At 41.7% G+C, this 17,770-nt stretch carries 19 protein-coding genes; 5 read left to right on the forward strand and 14 right to left on the reverse strand.

Annotated features, from left to right (window positions below; genetic code table 11):
• The first annotated feature begins 145 nt into the window (after window positions 1-145).
• Both fdhD and moaA read left to right on the forward strand, forming a co-directional pair.
• The gene (gene fdhD, locus ACJROX_RS22055; RefSeq protein ID WP_408011735.1) at window positions 146-937 is read left to right on the forward strand and encodes a formate dehydrogenase accessory sulfurtransferase FdhD; all 792 of its coding nucleotides are present in this window, start codon (window positions 146-148) and stop codon (window positions 935-937) included.
• Window positions 938-970: 33 nt separating this feature from the next.
• A complete protein-coding gene (moaA, locus tag ACJROX_RS22060; protein WP_408007348.1) occupies window positions 971-1,978 on the forward strand; it encodes a GTP 3',8-cyclase MoaA in 1,008 nt (335 codons plus the stop codon).
• 87 nt (window positions 1,979-2,065) lie between these two features.
• Here the strand turns inward: moaA and ACJROX_RS22065 are convergent, their stop codons facing one another.
• From ACJROX_RS22065 to ACJROX_RS22100, 8 genes are all read right to left on the reverse strand, one after another.
• Entirely contained in the window at window positions 2,066-2,485 is a 420-nt protein-coding gene (locus ACJROX_RS22065) for an organic hydroperoxide resistance protein (protein WP_408007349.1), read from the reverse strand.
• Window positions 2,486-2,594: 109 nt separating this feature from the next.
• A complete protein-coding gene (locus ACJROX_RS22070) occupies window positions 2,595-3,014 on the reverse strand; it encodes an NUDIX hydrolase (protein WP_408007350.1) in 420 nt (139 codons plus the stop codon).
• A 55-nt stretch (window positions 3,015-3,069) separates the two neighbouring features.
• Window positions 3,070-3,531, reverse strand: a complete 462-nt coding sequence (locus ACJROX_RS22075; protein WP_408007351.1) for a hypothetical protein — start codon at window positions 3,529-3,531, stop codon at window positions 3,070-3,072.
• The gene (locus tag ACJROX_RS22080; protein ID WP_408007352.1) at window positions 3,532-4,740 is read right to left on the reverse strand and encodes a M24 family metallopeptidase; all 1,209 of its coding nucleotides are present in this window, start codon (window positions 4,738-4,740) and stop codon (window positions 3,532-3,534) included.
• 134 nt (window positions 4,741-4,874) lie between these two features.
• The gene (locus tag ACJROX_RS22085; RefSeq protein WP_408007353.1) at window positions 4,875-5,219 is read right to left on the reverse strand and encodes a VOC family protein; all 345 of its coding nucleotides are present in this window, start codon (window positions 5,217-5,219) and stop codon (window positions 4,875-4,877) included.
• The gene (locus ACJROX_RS22090) at window positions 5,216-6,280 is read right to left on the reverse strand and encodes an S-adenosylmethionine:tRNA ribosyltransferase-isomerase (RefSeq protein ID WP_408007354.1); all 1,065 of its coding nucleotides are present in this window, start codon (window positions 6,278-6,280) and stop codon (window positions 5,216-5,218) included. The genes ACJROX_RS22085 and ACJROX_RS22090 overlap by 4 nt, the downstream gene beginning before the upstream one ends.
• A gap of 5 nt (window positions 6,281-6,285) precedes the next feature.
• Window positions 6,286-7,011: an SDR family NAD(P)-dependent oxidoreductase gene (locus ACJROX_RS22095; protein WP_408007355.1), complete on the reverse strand. Its 726-nt coding sequence runs from the start codon at window positions 7,009-7,011 to the stop codon at window positions 6,286-6,288.
• A 191-nt stretch (window positions 7,012-7,202) separates the two neighbouring features.
• Window positions 7,203-8,333, reverse strand: coding sequence for an NAD(P)/FAD-dependent oxidoreductase (locus ACJROX_RS22100; protein WP_408007356.1), 1,131 nt, complete (start codon window positions 8,331-8,333; stop codon window positions 7,203-7,205).
• Window positions 8,334-8,581: 248 nt separating this feature from the next.
• Here ACJROX_RS22100 and ACJROX_RS22105 point away from each other — a divergent pair, with 248 nt between their 5' ends.
• The 3 genes from ACJROX_RS22105 (at window position 8,582) to ACJROX_RS22115 (ending at window position 11,103) form a co-directional block, all read left to right on the forward strand.
• Window positions 8,582-9,079, forward strand: a complete 498-nt coding sequence (locus ACJROX_RS22105) for an Lrp/AsnC family transcriptional regulator (protein WP_408007357.1) — start codon at window positions 8,582-8,584, stop codon at window positions 9,077-9,079.
• Window positions 9,076-10,242, forward strand: a complete 1,167-nt coding sequence (locus ACJROX_RS22110; protein ID WP_408007358.1) for an aminotransferase — start codon at window positions 9,076-9,078, stop codon at window positions 10,240-10,242. Before ACJROX_RS22105 ends, ACJROX_RS22110 begins: the two co-directional genes overlap by 4 nt.
• A 540-nt stretch (window positions 10,243-10,782) precedes the next feature.
• Entirely contained in the window at window positions 10,783-11,103 is a 321-nt protein-coding gene (locus ACJROX_RS22115) for a MerR family transcriptional regulator (RefSeq protein WP_408007359.1), read from the forward strand.
• Window positions 11,104-11,150: 47 nt separating this feature from the next.
• Here the strand turns inward: ACJROX_RS22115 and ACJROX_RS22120 are convergent, their stop codons facing one another.
• The 6 genes from ACJROX_RS22120 to ACJROX_RS22145 all read right to left on the reverse strand — a co-directional run bounded on the left by ACJROX_RS22120 (window position 11,151) and on the right by ACJROX_RS22145 (window position 17,763).
• Window positions 11,151-11,885: an exonuclease domain-containing protein gene (locus ACJROX_RS22120; RefSeq protein WP_408007360.1), complete on the reverse strand. Its 735-nt coding sequence runs from the start codon at window positions 11,883-11,885 to the stop codon at window positions 11,151-11,153.
• Window positions 11,875-12,873, reverse strand: a complete 999-nt coding sequence (locus tag ACJROX_RS22125) for a DUF294 nucleotidyltransferase-like domain-containing protein (protein ID WP_408007361.1) — start codon at window positions 12,871-12,873, stop codon at window positions 11,875-11,877. The genes ACJROX_RS22120 and ACJROX_RS22125 overlap by 11 nt, the downstream gene beginning before the upstream one ends.
• A 66-nt stretch (window positions 12,874-12,939) precedes the next feature.
• A complete protein-coding gene (locus tag ACJROX_RS22130; protein ID WP_408007362.1) occupies window positions 12,940-14,211 on the reverse strand; it encodes an ammonium transporter in 1,272 nt (423 codons plus the stop codon).
• 253 nt (window positions 14,212-14,464) lie between these two features.
• Entirely contained in the window at window positions 14,465-15,931 is a 1,467-nt protein-coding gene (locus ACJROX_RS22135) for a sodium:solute symporter (protein ID WP_408007363.1), read from the reverse strand.
• Complete coding sequence (locus ACJROX_RS22140) at window positions 15,932-16,153, reverse strand: DUF3311 domain-containing protein (RefSeq protein WP_408007364.1); 222 nt, start codon at window positions 16,151-16,153, stop codon at window positions 15,932-15,934.
• Window positions 16,150-17,763: an amidohydrolase gene (locus ACJROX_RS22145; protein ID WP_408007365.1), complete on the reverse strand. Its 1,614-nt coding sequence runs from the start codon at window positions 17,761-17,763 to the stop codon at window positions 16,150-16,152. The genes ACJROX_RS22140 and ACJROX_RS22145 overlap by 4 nt, the downstream gene beginning before the upstream one ends.
• Between the last annotated feature and the right edge of the window lie 7 nt (window positions 17,764-17,770).

Here is a 17,770-nt window from a genome sequence, read left to right on the forward strand (position 1 = left end):
TTATCCTTTAAAAATTGATAGGATATTAGAATAATTTTCCCAATGTAATCATTTTCCGTATCCACCTTAAGCACTTAACAACATGAAACCTGAAAATGAGATATAATGAGTGAAAGTTAATTTGAAGTTCGGAATGAGGGATACGATGGAAGAGTTCATCAAAACGAAAAGAAAAATTATATCCTACTTGGATGGGAAAGTATCAGAAACAGAGGATATAATTGTCACTGAGTTTCCTCTCACCATTATGCTGAATGGCAATGAGTTTGCTACAATGGTATGTACACCAACACACATCGAGGAAATGGTAATCGGCTTTCTCGCATCAGAAGGGATAATCCGGTTTTTTAAACGGGACATTTCTTCGATTTCCATAGATAAAGATAAAGGGTTTGCTTATATCGAAACTGTAACGAAAATTACGTCTTCTATTCATGACCATACAAAACGATTTATAGGATCATGTTGCGGAAAAAGCCGACAATCTTTTTATTTTCAGAACGATGTGAAAACGGCTAAATCATCCATGTCGAAAGTCCAGATCACGTATGAACAATGCATTAAGCTGATGAGTGACTTGCAATCTTCAAGTGGTACGTTTAGAGAAACTGGCGGCGTTCATAATGCCGCGCTCTGTACTCCTGATGCCATTATCGTTTCCCGTACCGATATCGGGCGGCATAATGCACTTGATAAACTTTATGGACATTGCTTGATGAACAACATCAAAGTTCAGGATAAGATCCTTGTTTTCAGCGGTCGAATTTCTTCGGAAATTCTTTTGAAAGCTTCGAAAATCGGAGTTGGCATATTGCTTTCAAAATCTGCACCGACTGAACTGGCCCTTCAAGCTGCTGAAGACTTGAATATTACAACCGCAGGCTTTATTCGCGGAAATAAGATGAATATTTACACACACGCAGAACGTATTGTATGATTACTAACCTTTCAAGGAGGTGGCCGATCGGTTATGAACGTCTCTGACCAACTACAACGTCCGCTCAGAGATTTACGGATTTCTGTAACAGACCGTTGTAATTTCCGGTGTCATTATTGCATGCCTGCTGACATATTCGGACCAGATTATGAATTTCTAAAAAAGAATATGCTGTTGAGCTTTGAAGAGATTACAAGATTGGCTCAATTGTTCCAAAAAACTTCTGGAATCAAAAAAATCCGGCTTACAGGCGGAGAACCGCTGATGAGAAGGGATTTGCCGGATTTAGTCCAGTTACTCTCTAAAATTGATCATATTGAAGATATTGCTATGACAACTAATGGTTCACTCCTGCCAAAATATGCAGAACAATTGAAAGCTGCCGGGCTCCACCGTGTGACGATCAGCTTGGATACTCTTGAGGACGAACGTTTCAAGAAAATTAACGGACGGGATGTATCTGTTTCTACTGTTTTAAAAGGAGTACAAGCAGCCAGGGAAGCAGGTTTAGGAATCAAGATGAATATGGTAGTCCAGAAGGGCGTCAATGATCAAGACATCCTGCCGATGGCCAGATATTTCCGTAAACAAGGGATCATCATCCGTTTTATCGAATATATGGACGTAGGGAATACGAATGGCTGGAAGATGGATGATGTCTTTCCAAAAAAGGCGATTATTGAGCGGATTCATGAAGAAATGCCGATTGAACCGATAGAGCCGAATTATAAAGGTGAAGTTGCAACAAGGTACCGATACAAAGGTTCTGATGAAGAGATCGGGATCATCTCATCTGTAACTGACGCTTTCTGTTCGACATGTAATCGGGCTAGACTTTCAGCAGAAGGAAAACTGTTCACTTGTTTATTCTCTTCGAAAGGGCATGATTTGCGAGGTCCTATGCGTAATGGCGCTGACGACGATGAAATGAAGGAAATCATCGAGGGGATTTGGATAAATCGGAACGACCGCTATTCACAGGAACGGACCGCAAACACAAAAAGAACTTCCAAAGTCGAAATGTCTCATATCGGAGGATGACTGTATCGATCAGTCATCCTTTTTTGTTCCGTACGAAACAAAAAGAGAGCGACTTCCTTAAGCCACTCTCTACAGCCTATATCTTTATTATATTGCTTTGGTATTCAGCTTTACATCAACATTATTCCGTGTGGCTTTGGAATACGGGCAAAATTCATGAGCCTTCTTCACCAACTCTTCAGCATCTTCCTGATTGACACCATTCACTTCTACATTCAGTGTCACACCTATTTTAAAACCATTATCACTTGAATCCTTCATAAAGCTCACATCTGCTGTGACACTTGATTCGATTTCTTTTTTCTGTTTGGAAGCCATCAAGTTTAGAGCCCCATCAAAGCATGCTGAATATCCAGCTGCAAATAACTCTTCAGGGTTTGTCCCTTCTTTGTCCGTATCATCAGTAGGCATTACTAGATCATGATCGATTTGCCCAGTTTTTGATTTTACATGACCTTTCCTTCCACCTTTTGCTGTTGCATGTGCAGTAAACAATACATCACTCATCTTTAACTCCTCCTTCACCTTCAAGTTTTCAAACTTACACTTATGTAGTTCCTGAAATTCCATGTTTTAAAACTTCTGTTCGAGGCAGTATTCATGCATACTCTAAATCTCAGACTGTTCCTTGGAATACATATGGGACGGAATTTTCCAAGAAGAGATCAATTCCTTTCGAGTGATAAGGCATCCATTCATTGGCTGTACGAATATCCATCCACTGTACATCTGAGATGGTGTCCGTATCTTGAATAGAAATCTCCCCGCTGAGGATCCGCGCTTTGAAGGTAATGAAAACAGCGTGGTGCCCATTTTCTTTCATGAATACTTCATTTACGGATACCAAGTTTTGGACTTCTATCGTCAATCCTGTCTCTTCTCTAGCTTCACGGATGGCTGCTTCCATCAAAGTCTCTCCTTCTTCTACTACTCCTCCAGGCATTGACCAATTATCATATTTCGTATTATGTACCATCAACACCTTATCGGTTTTCTCATCATAAATAAGTGAATACACTACATCGACTCTTTTCATTACATACGCTCCTTTGATAGTAAGCTGAAGTGCCTCGTATCGTCTATTTTTGTCTTCATTTGTATTCTATCTTCAGGCTTTTTATAATGCTCTCTGATGAAACGTATTCGTGCCGATAGACCTCTTGAAGCATTTCTTGCAACCAACGGAATCTTCCTACCGTAAGCCCATCTGCAAGCGGATAACTTTCTGAGTAATTGATTGCTATTCTAGAAGGGGAAAACTTTTTAACCATCGTTTTCAAGACTTCATCCAGATCTCCTTGATTGTACGTTCTCACTTCATCAAACAAACCACATCCTTCGATATCCTGCGCATCTATTGTACTGCATACCGCTAGTTTTCTGTGATCCCTTGTAATAAGGAATGCCCCAGGTCCGACTGTCTTCATTCCGGTTACAAAAGGGAGACACGGATCACTGCCTTCGCTTGTGAAAATGATCCATAAGTCGATTTGCTGTTCGTTTATAATCTCGATTGATCTTCTAATATTTTCCTTTTGAAGGCCATAGTCCATTTATTTCACCCCTTTGTATGGGGTTGTGATCAAATCAAGCTGGCGTTTACTTAATACTTCAGGTCCTTCATCTGTAACGAGAACATTCTCTTCAACCAATATGCAAGGAAGTCCACAATCTTGAATGATAGTCGGTTCGATGGCGTAAATCTCTCCAGATTGGATGAGCCCTTCAACCTGTGGTCGAGGCGGCGTTTTTCTAGGACCGAGAATTGTTCCTCCATCATGTGTCGCCCTTCCGACCTGATGGCCGACAGAATGCTTGATTGTTGGATACCCATGTGCTTCAATACAAGCACGGCCAACTGCATCTACTTCATAACCCTTTTTCCCAGGCCGCAACGCTTCGATTGATTGTGTAATTGCATCTACAACAGCATCAAATGCCTTCTGCACATCTTCAGGAGGCTCAAATTCCCCTTCTTTTAAAAAGTAACAGGTCCGAGCAATGTCCGAAACATATCCTTTACACCGCAAACTGAAATCAATGATCACGATGTCCCCGGGTACCACTATATGATCACCAGGGTTCCGATGGGCTAGGCCACATCTTACGATACAGACTAGCGGTAAATCATAAGGCTTGCCTAACCCGTTCGTAACGCCCCTCATTTTCATTCTATCTACAAAGAGCTGTCCGATCTCTTTTTCCGTCATTCCGATCTCCATTTTGCCGAAAACTTCCTCAAATATATCTGTTGTATGGGAGATCGCTTTCTTTACCACTTCAATTTCAGCTTTTGATTTTACACATCTCAATTGTTTTAAAATAGGTTCACTCGTCACTTCTATTTCCCTTAACTTGTTCGATCCGATTAACCGCTCTAGCCAATGGTAAAGGCCTAAAGATAAACCATCATATAAATGGTCATAAAGTGAAATATTCAATGCCAACTTTTTGGGATTGAGAATATGAAATACTTTCAAAAAAACCTCATCCATATAGGTATCATAAGTGATTACATCGGAGAAGACTTCTGTCTGTTTGAATGTTTCATAGTCTTCTTTCGATACGATTGCCTGGTGGGAACCACTTTTATTGATGAGAATAGCGGTCGTATCCTGTGTTTCTATATCTATAACGAACGGCAAACTAGGATCATAGCCTTCCCTCGTTAAAATAAGCCATGTATCTACGTTATGTACTTCAAGTAACTTGACTGCCGCTTCCAATTTTTCATGTACTATTTGTGCCCCAGCAATTGTCATACCAATCCCCCCTATAATACGTTTAATTAGATATGAATGGGTCATACTCCTGCATCTGAGTTCAGAATGAAGATTTATATACCCTAAATTGCCTCTCTGAACGATAAAAAGATGAACGTCTGATAACGTTCATCCTACTTTGTTTGAAGTAATTCTATCACTTCCCCGCTGGGCCCCATGATAAAAGCTGATTGCCAGCCATTTTCAAAAGTGTATGGCCCTTCATATAAAGTAAACTCTGGATGGCAATCAAGCATCTCTTCTAGGTTTTCCACTTCAAAGGCAATATGTTTATTAGTGGTCAACTTCAGATTTTCCGCTACCAAAACAAGCTCAAGTCGAAACCCCTTCAATTTCATGAAAATGATCTTTTCCCCTAACAACTCGATTTCAGAATCATATAGAAAACCAAGTTTTTCATAGAATTGCACCGCTCGTTCCAATCGATTCGTCTCAATTGCGACATGGTGAAAAATCATTCTAATTCCCCCGTTAAGATAAGATTCATATCCCCAAATTCATGCCACAAGTACTTTTCCTGAATCGCATCATGATAAGCGTTCTTTAAAAGTATCGGAGAGACGAATGCAGATAACATATCCAAATGACTCGCTTCCGGTTCATGGAAACCAGTGATCAATCCATCCACGACTTTCAAGGAAAACTCTTCATGGATGTGCAGACTGGTCCAGCCTTTTTTCGATACAGGAATGCCTTGTTGATCAACCGCAGATTCAAGCGCACGGACAACTGTAGTTCCCACAGCAACCACTTTGCCACCGGCCTGTTTTGTTGCTTGAATTTTACGGATTGTTTCGCTTGGCACCTCATATTCTTCAAGACTATCAGCTGGACCAACTTTCCATTGATCATTCAAGAAATAACTCAACCCTGTATGGAGGGTGATCCTTGCAATCTGCACCCCTTTTTTCTTCAACCGAATCAGCATCTCCCAACTGAATGCCCTTCCTGCGGAAACCATTTCAACAGATCCAGGGACAGTTCCGTAAACGGTTTGATAGTGTTCGAGGCCCCAATTCTCGTTAATGTATTCATAACGGATCGGCTCGCCCAGCCTATATAACTGGTCATATAGCTCATTTCCCCTTGCAGAAAAGCAGACTGTCACAAGCGGTTCATTACGATTCGTCGCCCTTACAAAGCCTGTCAAGCTCGGTGAAAAAAGAAGGACATCGCTTTGTTGAACCTTTGCATCTACTATTAGGGCCTTCCAAACTGAATTGCTCTTCCTTTGCGCAAGGCGGATTTCGACGTTCTCTTGAATGATGTTACCGCCTCTTCTTATTTTCACTTTAAAAGAAGCGGGAAGAGTCCGACTTACATTCAAAACAAGAAGATCGCCCTTATTCAAATAATATTCCAGGTTATTAAACTGATCGTGCTTTGTTTTTCCATTAGCACGGTCCAGTACCATCATCCTGACATGATCACGCCTTATCCCTCTTGCCTCTGGCGGGTTGGAAGCGTTCAATTCATTTGGCAAATAGAACTTCATCGGTTTTTTAGCTGCTAATCCCATCTTATTCACCTCTTCTCTTTAACAAAGCTTTGTGCTTCAAGTCGTTTCCCGTTTACATGCTTGGAATCATCTGAAGCTAGGTAAAGGAATACATCTGTCAGTTCCTCTGGTTCAGCAAGCTCATAATCACAATCTGGAACAGCAAGCTCATGCATTTCCGTATTCATCTCACCAGGGTCCACCATGTTGATCCGGACGCCGGTATCTTCCATTTCATCCGCCCAAATCTCCGTCAAGCCTTCCAATGCGAACTTGGAAATACCGTATGCACCCCAACCGGCATACCCGACATTACCTGCTTCAGATGTCACATTAATGATCGAACCAGACTCACGTTGCAACATGCCTGGTAAGACTCGTTTGGTCAGCCTGAAAGGTCCATCCGCATTGACACGTAAAACATCGAGGAAATCTTCACTTGGATAGTCTGCCAGATAAGGCATCGGACTTGGACCAAGTCGGGAGGCGTTATTGATCAACACATCGATTTTTCCAAAATTCGATTCGGCCAAGGATACGAAGCGCTCAATATCCCTCGGATCCGATGCGTCCGCTGTGACAGCCAGAACCTCTGTACCAAGCGCCTCTAATTCTTTTGCAACCTCTTTCAATTTCATCTCGCCACGTGCGCAGATAGCAAGGTTCGCTCCTTTCCTGGCAAATGCTCTCGCAACCGCTCTTCCTAATCCCTTTGAAGCTCCTGTAATCATGACCACTTGTTTTTCCTTCATCTATAACAACTCCTTAATTGTTTGATTTCTTAGTTTCAGTTTATTTAATAAGGAGTTTCTTTTCGTCAGAACGAAGATTGAATTTCCCATACCTAAATGGACCGATTATAAATCTACGACCAATCTAAGACCTTGGATGTAGATTCATAAAAAAATGGCTCTAGATTTAATCTAGAACCATAATTTCATCACTATAACCAATCGTTTTTTTCCATCGCTACCGAAACGTCATAGTCAAGAATATCGAGCTCAAGTGGTTGACCGAGAGCAAGTTTCGCAAGTTCAGATCCCAGATATGGTCCACTTGTAAGTCCTGAAGCACCGAGACCATTTGCGATCAGCAACCCTTCTACGTCTGGTACCGGGCCGATGATCGGGAGAAATCCAGGGGTGAACGGTCGAAAGCCGACTTTTATTTCATGGATGGTACTATCGTGTAACCCAGGTGCAATTTGCAGTGCCTTATCTAAAATCTCATGAACGGCACCTGCTGTCACTCGGTAATCAAACCCTACATCATCTTCATGTGTCGCACCAACGACAACTCTTCCTCCTTCAAAACTAAGTAGGTATTGGTTATTCGGCGGCATGACGACCGGCCATTCACTCGTATCTACGTCCAGGATTTCAAGGTGAATGATCTGGGCTCGTTGGGAAGAGAGTTTGAATTCCCACCCTAGAGGTTGTAGAAGTTCTTTCGACCATGCACCTGTCGTAAGAATCACTTGATCTGCTTCGATCGAATTATCATTGTATTTTACCCCGGTTACACGGTTCCCTTGATGAACAAGCCCTGCATCTCCTTCTAGAAAATCCACCCCATTCTTTTTGGCAGAATTGATCAGCGCCTTCCGTAATGCCCTTCCATTCACACGGGCTGCCCCACTGACATGGACGGAGGCAAAATCTTCGGATAATGGAGGAAAAAGGGCTTTTGTTTCTCCAGCAGACAAACGTGTCACTTCTCCGATTTCAGGAGCATCCTTCCGGCGTTTCATGGCACGTTCGACCATCTTTTCCAGCTTCTTCTCATCCGTATGTAAACTGATCGCTCCAACACGTCTATACCCCGTATTCGTCTCTCCGGCTGCTTCCAGTTTTTTGATCAGCGAAGGATAATATCTTGCCCCTCCTTTAACCAGGGTGTACCATGCCTTATTGCGGCGCTGAGAAAGCCAGGGGCAGACAATTCCTGCTGCAGCCTTAGTCGCTTGACCATTGTCTTTCCGGTCCAATAAAGTAACCTCTGCCCCGGCTTCAGACAAATGATAAGCTGTAGATGCACCGAGAATTCCCGCACCTACCACGATAAATTTTTCCATCAATAACACCTATTTTCAATCGTTTTATAGCTATTTTACATGACTGATTATACCGATACAATTTGTAGTAAACTTCCCAATTACAAATTGATTACCCATCCCCCAATGATCATCTAATTTCCATTTGAATAGCGGGAAGAAATCAAGTATTGAAGCAGCACACAAATATCCTGACAGAAACTACCTAGGAAATAGGCTTTAATCCTGATAGAATGGTGCATATGTAAAAATAAAAAGTAGGTGTGACAATGAAAGAAATCGAAGTACAATTGTTAAAATTAATTGAGAAGAACGCTAATTTGGAAGTAAAAAAAATTGCGAAGTTAATGGATAAAAGGATAGATGAAATCCGTGAACTGATTGAGGAGCTTGAGAAGAAGAAAGTCATCCTCGGCTATTCCACGCTTATTGACTGGGCAAAAGTTTTGGATGAGGAAGAGGTTACGGCAATGGTAGATGTAAAAGTGACCCCTGCTCGTGGCGTTGGTTTTGATAAAGTGGCGGAGCGTATTTATCGTTTTCCAGAGGTTAAAGCCGTTTATTTAATGTCCGGTGCTTATGATTTGTCGGTATCAGTGAGAGGAAACACGATGATGGAAATTGGACATTTCATTTCTGAAAAATTGTCTACGCTCGATTCCGTAATATCAACCACGACCCATTTTGTTTTGAAAAGATATAAGCATGATGGCATCATATTACAGGATGCGGACGATGATGATAAAAGAATTGTGGTATCACCATGATGCAATCCTCTTATCTATCCAAGAAGGTCGTGGATTTAAAACCATCGGGCATTCGCCGTTTTTTTGATTTAGCGGCTCAGATGAAAGATGTCATTTCCCTCGGAGTAGGTGAGCCTGATTTCGTAACGCCTTGGAATTTCATCGAACAAAGCTTTCATGCCCTTGAACAGGGATACACCTCCTATACTGAAAATGCGGGCATGATCGAGCTACGTAGGGAAATCAGTGCATATTTAAGCAGAAATTATCGCTTAAGTTATGATCCAAGTGACCAGGTGATTGTTTCTGTTGGAGCAAGTCAGGCTATTGACCTTGCTCTCCGTGCGGTGATCGATCCTGGAGATGAAGTCATCGTTGTAGAACCGAGCTTTGTTGCTTATATGCCAACCGTTACGCTGGCTGGAGGAACACCGGTTATGATCCAAACCAAAGCGGAAGATGAATTTAAACTGAAACCGGAACAAATTGAAGCCGCCATTACGCCAAATACAAAAGCGATCATACTATGTAATCCGAATAACCCGACCGGAACCTTTTTATCGCAAGAAGAATTAGAGCAACTGGCGACAGTTATCGAAAAGCATGACCTGCTCGTTCTATCTGATGAAATATACGCCGAACTCACTTATGACGATGACTACACAAGTTTCCCCTACATCACTGGAATGAAGGAGCGAACGATCCTGATCAGCGGGTTCTCCAAGGCATTTGCCATGACGGGCTGGCGACTTGGCTATGCAGCAGGACCAGCTCCATTAATCTCCGCTATGGTGAAAATTCATCAGTATACGATGATGTGTGCACCTACGATGGCACAGCACGCCGCCTTAGAAGCCCTGAAAAATGGAAGGCAGAGTGTCAATGACATGATTGAAAGCTATAAACAGAGAAGGAATTTTATCGTCAGCAGCTTGAATGAAATAAGATTGGAATGTCCAAATCCGGGGGGAGCGTTCTATGCCTTTCCATCGATTGAAGCTACCGGATTAACCTCAACTGAATTCGCTGAGCAGCTGTTGCAAGAAGAACAAGTTGCTGTCGTACCAGGTAATGTATTCGGCGCAAATGGCGAGGGTTACATCCGCTGTTCCTATGCAACATCCATCAAACAGCTTGATGAAGCTATGAAACGCATGAAAAGATTTGTGGAGAAACGAATTTAGCTTTGCGCCCTATAGTTTTAAAGATAATAAAAATAGGCTTTTTTAAATATTAATGTTGATTTTTCACTTTTTTTAATACTTTCTTCAGTATAAACGCACAAGCTGGTCACTTCGGACGTAACACTCCTGCGGGAAAAGCGAGCCAGGCAAGACCTACACGCTATAAAAATAAAATAAAAAATAGGAAATTCCTCCATTGTGGAATTTCCTATTTTTTATTCCCATGAAATCACCTATTATGTTCTCTCCCATAAAATTAACACGATTAATATGTCGGAAAATTCAGTCCTAATCCCATTCCGCGCAACCTTATTATACTTTCCCCATCAATGTTATTCCTATATATGAACAGTGATCCAAATGTAAGATTATTCGCGGATACGAATAAAACTATGTTAGAAAATCTTACATAACTTTTGGCATCTTCAAAAAACAAGTGTATAATTACGTAATAAGCAAACACTCCATGTAAATAAATTTAACATATTTGCTTTTGTTTAGTTAAAAGATAAGATTTTTCTATTCAAAAGAGGTGAACATATGTCAACTGACAAAAAATCTTATAAAAATAAAAAAGTGATGTCCATTGGAATTATCAGTAAAATAACAGGATTATCGGAACGTAAAATTCGGTATTATGAAGAAAGAAAATTAATATTCCCAGAACGGACAGAGCGAGGTACGCGAAAATATTCATTTTCTGATGTTGAAATACTGATGGAAATCGCAAATCAAATTGAAGATGGGGTTCAGACCTATGAAATAAAAAAAGAAATGTCTAAAAAACGAAAACAAACAAAAGATGACATCAACAAAATGATTCGCGGTCAATTAAATGCACATTTTCATTTGAGAAAATAGAATAACTGGAACCAAACCTGGCGCCAGTTATTCTTTCTGTGTATACGTCAAAATTTATGAGAAAGCCTTTCATACAAATCGTGCAAGGTTTTGTATCCGAGATCCTGAATTCTGTTCAGATATATACTCCATAATTGCGCAGTCAATTTTGCATCCCCTAATGCATGATGACGTTCGATTACAGGAATCCCACAATATTCACAGCAGTCTTCCAATCGGACCAGGTTGATATTCGGTTCTGCAATTTTAAATAAAAACGACGTATCGACAATTCGGTGTTTGAATTGCGATCGGAACAGTTTCCGGTTTGTATGCTGGAGGAAATTTTTTTCATGGTTAGAATGATGCGCCACAAGCACATTCCCTCTTACAAAATTATAAAACTCGATAAGCACTTGTTGCAGATCGGGAGCATTTTTCAAATCCTCGTTTTTTATTCCTGTCAACTCTATTATTTCAGCGGGAAGCGTTCGATCGCAACGTACAAGCGAATAATAGGTTTCATTATGTTGAATGTTGCTCCCCTTCACTTTTATCGCACCTATCGAGATGATTTCATCACCTTGATCAGGATAGAAACCCGTTGTCTCTAAATCGAATACAACGACGTTCAAATCTTTTAAAGGAACGGATAAACTTTCTCCTGCTTTCATTTCTTTTTCCAATCGTCTTAAAAAGGCAAGATGCTGGGGATTCGTTTGTCCTTGTAACGGTGCATAAATACTTGAACCCACCTTACCTTGTACCTGTTTCATAAACTGAATGATCGGATCAATTTTCATGATCCAACATCCTTTTGATGACGGTTCCGGTATAATCCTGTAGCTTTTTACCATTCCTCAAGACTTGTTTGATTTCATTTCTTTCATATTTGTCGAGTTTTTTCACATTAAGATAATGAACATCATCATATACTTCTGAAACTTCATGATGTTGCAGTCGGAAATGCAACAACTTTTCAAAATCAACTTTGTAGCACTCTAACTTCTTATATTCAGGAAATTCACAAAGCTTCACAAGCCTTACCAATGTAGATGGTTCGACTATATTTTCTTTGATCGCCAATAAACGGATCGCATTGATATAAGGAAAGAATCCTGAATGTTTCATATCAATGTACCCCGCATGTGATCCGTGTGACTCGGTTAGGATTTGACGAAATACACCAACCGCTTTCTTAACATGCCTGGTATTTTCGAACAGGCGGTATAAAAAATGAGGCCTTTTCTCAATATATTGGTGCAACTGCTGCTTAAAACGGGTAATATCATCTTTTTCCCCAACTAGAACCCTAGCATCATAAAAGATCAACAAAAAACGAATCGATTCAAAGCTTTCTTCTTCCAACCACTGTCCAATTTGCTTTTCCCACTCTTGTTCCGATTTACACCATAACGGATTTGAACTCATCACATCTCCATCGCAATATGGATATCCAATTTCATACAAGCCTAAAGAGATTTCTCTGCCCAACTCTCTGAAATACTCCCTCGATTTCTCGTTTGATACCTGAAAAACCAAACCATGATCCTGATCGCTAACAATCGCTTGTTCAAATCTACCCGCACTGCCCATGACAAACCATGAAAATCGACAAGGCGGAGGCCCTAATTTTTCCTCAACTACACTTAAAGCTATATCAAAAAGTCTCTGCATGACGATGTCATGAAAATGATTTAACTCACTATTACTCGTCTGATGCTTTTCAATATGGGAGTCATGCCAAGTTTTCAGTGTTTCATACGGTCTATGAAGATCAGTTTCATTCATTCAAGCACTCCCTTCAACTTTTAAAGGAGGTGACCTTTTGAGTCTACCTCCTTGTTCTACCAAAGATTAGCTGCTGATTTTTTTCTGTTCTTTTGTCAAAAAGGCTTCTGGATACCCGTAGGATCCATGTTCACTTAAGTCTAAGCCCATAATTTCTTCCTCTTCCGTGACACGCAATCCTTTCATTGTTTTTTTCATGATATACAAAAGTACAAATGATACCGCAAAGGCGTAAGCACCCGACACCGCGACACCCATAGCTTGCACGCCTAGTTGCGTGAATCCACCACCATAAAATAAACCAGGCAATCCAACAGCCGCCAATTCGGGAGTAGCAAACAATCCGGTAGACAACGTTCCCCATATCCCGGCAGCTCCGTGAACGGACAGTGCAAAGATCGGATCATCTACCTTAAGTTTTTCGAAAAGCTTCATACTGTAGAAGACAATTACACCTGCAACTAAACCGATGATCACTGCAGCCCACGTCTCAACAAAAGCACAAGATGCTGTTATGGCAACAAGTCCTGCCAGTGCACCATTCAACATGGTCGGAATGTCCGATTTCCCAAGAACCATCCACGAAATGATCAAAGCGGAAACCGCCCCAGCACCAGCCGCTAAATTTGTATTCAACGCTACAAATCCGAAAAATCCATCATCGACGACAAATGTACTACCGGCATTAAAACCGAACCAGCCGATCCATAAAACGAGAACACCTAAAGCGGTGAAAACTTGATTGTGGCCATGTAAATTGTTAGCAGTTCCATTTTTATTGAACTTTCCCAACCTCGGTTTCAAAAGAATAGTGGCAGCGAAAGCAGCCATTGCTCCTGTCAAATGGACTACGGTAGAACCTGCAAAATCCTGCTTTCCATGTTCTCCTAACCAGCCTCCTCCCCAAATCCAATGTGCCACTACAGGATAAACGAGAGCAGAGAACAGGATGGCGAATACAACATAGACAGAAAGTTTCGCTCGCTCCGCAAATCCTCCAAACGCAATCGTCAACGAAATACCGGCAAACGCAAGCTGGAACATGAAGTAAGCCGCTGTCGAATAACTCATCCCTTCTATTTCATAACCAGAATAGAAAAAATCAGACAACCCGACCAAAAAGTTTCCATTTTCTCCAAAAATGAATCCGTATCCCAATGCCCAAAACACAATAGAGGAAATGCCAAACGTAAAAATTGTTTTTCCTGCAATATGACCTGCATTTTTCATGCGGGTCGACCCTGCTTCGAGTAAAATAAACCCGCCTTGCATAAAGATTACTAAAATAGCGCCTAGAATCAACCAAACACTATTTAATGAAAACATGATGTCTTCCATGAATAATCCCCCTATGTCAGATTTGTTGTCGTATGATGTTATAAAATCTAACATCAACCTTGTTGTGTATATTTTATACTCTTAAATATGACAATCAACTTCTATGTAAGATAATCTGACATAGTTTTCTCGTTCTTATGGATTTTCCTTATGAAAACATAAGAAAAACGCAGGGCTTCATTGGAAATCACCTGCGTTTTTAGTTTGTGAATCAATTGTGTCAAATAAATATTTCATAGAATTGATGAATCTGTTAACCTATATTCCTATAGTCAGCAGCTATCTTCACATCTTTAACCTGCGTAATTGCACTGACGACGATGACGATTAGGACGTTGCAGATCAGCCCTAGAATTCCAGCATGGATATCAAAAGGTGTCGACGGGGCTACAAGCTGATAGTAGTAGTTGACGACAGTACCGACAATTAATCCAGTGATGATAGCAGGGGCTGTAACACGTTTCGAATATAATGCCCCATATACACCAGGAGCGAATTGGACGATTGAGCCGTAAGCTCCTAGAAGTAAAGCAATCAGTCCCTGTCCTCCAAATACGGTTATGAAGTATGCGAGTGCACCGATGACAAATACGCCGATCCGCATGATCAAAAGCGTACTTCTATCAGAGATATCAGTCTTTACGTTCTTGATGACACCGTCAGTGAACTCCAGGGAAGCACTGTGGGTGATGGCATCAGCTGTTGACATGGCGGCAGCTAGAGCACCTGCACCAACAAGACCATAAATCCAACCAGGAAGACTTAGTGCTGTCGTAATCAAATAAGGAAGAATTTCATCCGGTGACCCAAGGTCAGAAGAATTGACCACATTAACGGCTGCAAATCCAACAAGCAATAGTGGAACCAAAAACAGGGCGAATACGGGATAGATCAAAACCGTTTTTTTGATCGTCCGGGCGTTTGAAGCATAGGATTTCGAAAACAGGTGCGGCCACATCAAGAAACCGATCAATGAAACGAGGATTGTCGTCGTATAAGCTGTTGGGGACATGGTCGAACCTGCATTTCCGATTTCAAGAAATCCTGGATTCGATTCAATGATTTCCGTAAACATACCAGAGACACTATTATGAAGCTGTTTGACGATAGCTAGTCCAACTACCCATGAGATGATGATCATCAAGAGACCCTGGAAAACATCAGACCAAGCAGCAGCTCTCAGTCCTCCCGTAGCCACATATATGACAACGATTCCATACGATAATAAAGCTCCTAGCCAAAATGGAATACGACCTTCCGTCATGATGTTGAAGATATAGGCCATCCCTTTCATCTGGGTAGCAAGGTACTGGATCGAGGCAAGCAGTGCAATCAATCCGATTAAAATCGGAAGTAATCTTCCCCCGAATCTTTTTTTCAAAAACCCTGATACAGTATAAATGTTATACTTCCTTCCAATCTTCCCGATTTTCGGACCGATGATATACCACGGAAGGATTGCAAATGCAGTATAAGTCAAAATATATAGGGCAGGAGCACCTTGTGAATATGCCCAGCCTGGCGCACCCAGAAATGAAAAAGCACTGAATACCGCTCCACCCATCAGGAACCACATGACGATGAGGCCGAGTTTCCCACCGGCTACAGCAAACTCATCCAATGATCCTTTGTCTTGTCCCCTACCGGCCAACACACCGATTATAAGTGCAATGACTAAATAACCAATCATCAAAACCATTGCAATTTGCCAGTCTGCCATCTAGTTCCCCTCCCTTTCATCTTTATCTGGGTCGATTCTATATAAAACTAAGACAATCAAGAAAGCGATGATAATCCATAAAATCACCCAAAACACGGAAAAGGGAAGCCCCATGACCATCGGAGTGGCACGATTTCCTACTGAAAACAATGGAAAGAGCAAGAGTAATAACGGAATAAGAAGTGATAGACAGTATATCGTAGTGAATTTCTTTTTACTCATCGAACAGCCTCCCTGGAAGATTTGGACACGACGATTTCACCATCAAGTACAGTCATTTCAACTTTCAAATCTTTTAATCGATCGGTTTCACATTCTAGTATCGAATCACTCAAAACGACAAAGTCAGCAAGCTTCCCTACTTCGATGCTGCCTTTGATGTGATCTTCATTACTGGCATAAGCGCCATACCAGGTGTAGGCCTTGATCGCTTCTTGAACGGTGATCTTCTGTGTATCACCGACCAGGCTCCCGGATTTACTCTGTCGATTGACGGCAGCATGGATACCATAGAGGGGATTAACTGTCGTAATGGGACTATCAGACCCTATTGCAAATGGAATCCCATGGTCAGCAAAGCTTTTCAGCGGGAATATCGTATGGATTCGTTCTCCATAATCTTTGATATAGCCATCACCGAATTCATATACGAATGCAGGATTCGGAATGGGGACGACTTCCAAGGCTTTTATTTTCTCCACTAAATCCGGGGGAGTCATACCGGCATGCTCGATCCGGTGCCGGTGGTTTGATCTTGGATACTGTTCAAGCGCTCTATGGATCGACCCGATCATCATCTCCACTGCTTGGTCGCCAATCGCGTGTGCAGTGATCTGCCAGCCCTTTTCGTGCGCTTTTCCAAGAATGGAATCAAGTTCTTCCTGGTTGAGATATAAAATACCGGAATCCTTTGGATTACTTGTATAAGGAGCTCTAGTTTTCGCAGTTGGGCCGCTACTGCTACCATCAATGAAAACTTTGGCTGGGCCAATCTTGAACCACTCGTCACCAAGACCTGTCATCATCCCGCTCTCAAGACCTTTTTCCACCATCCCCGGAGAATCCTTGAGAGAACCGTAAAGAGCATAGACACGCTGTTTGACCTTTTTATCCTGTACAGCCCTTTGAAGATAGCGAATATGATCCGGTCCGTATCCGCCCGCATCATGCACGCTCGTAATCCCCATTGCAAGATAGTCTTGTGAGGCAAGTTCCAATCCCTTCAAGATTTCCGATTCTGAATAATTGGCCAAAAGGAACATATTCATGTGGGCTGCTTCCAGAAGCAGTCCTGTTAATTCATCGTTTTCCCTGACATATTTCCCTCCAGGAGGATCTGCCGTACTGTTACTGATCTCAGCCATATCAAGGGCTTTTGAATTTACACATGAAATATGACCGCAAGTCCGGACGACGATGATCGGATGTTCAGTAGAAACTTCATCAAGGTCCCAGCGGGTCAGATGTCTTCCATCAGCTAAATTGTTCTGGTTATATCCCCAGCCGCGTATCCATTCTCCCCGAGGAGTCGATTGAGCGGCTTCCTCCAGTTTTTGCTGAAGTTCACGAATGTCTTCAACCTCTTTTCCATTCACACCTAACAGACTCGTCCCATAGAGTTCAAGATGGGCATGAGCATCAATGAAACCGGGTAATAAGCTTTTACCTTTCAAGTCGATGATCTCCGTATTTTCATCGGTAGTGGCCAGAATCTTTTCATTCGTCCCCACAGAAAGGATATGGTTTTCATATACGGCTACAGCTTCATGTACCGCGAATTGAGCATCTACGGCAATGACTTCTCCATTAAAAAATGCCTTCGTTGCTTTCAAAAAGATC

Origin of the sequence: Pseudalkalibacillus sp. A8 (assembly GCF_045920555.1) — a bacterium.
Taxonomy (GTDB): domain Bacteria; phylum Bacillota; class Bacilli; order Bacillales; family Fictibacillaceae; genus Pseudalkalibacillus.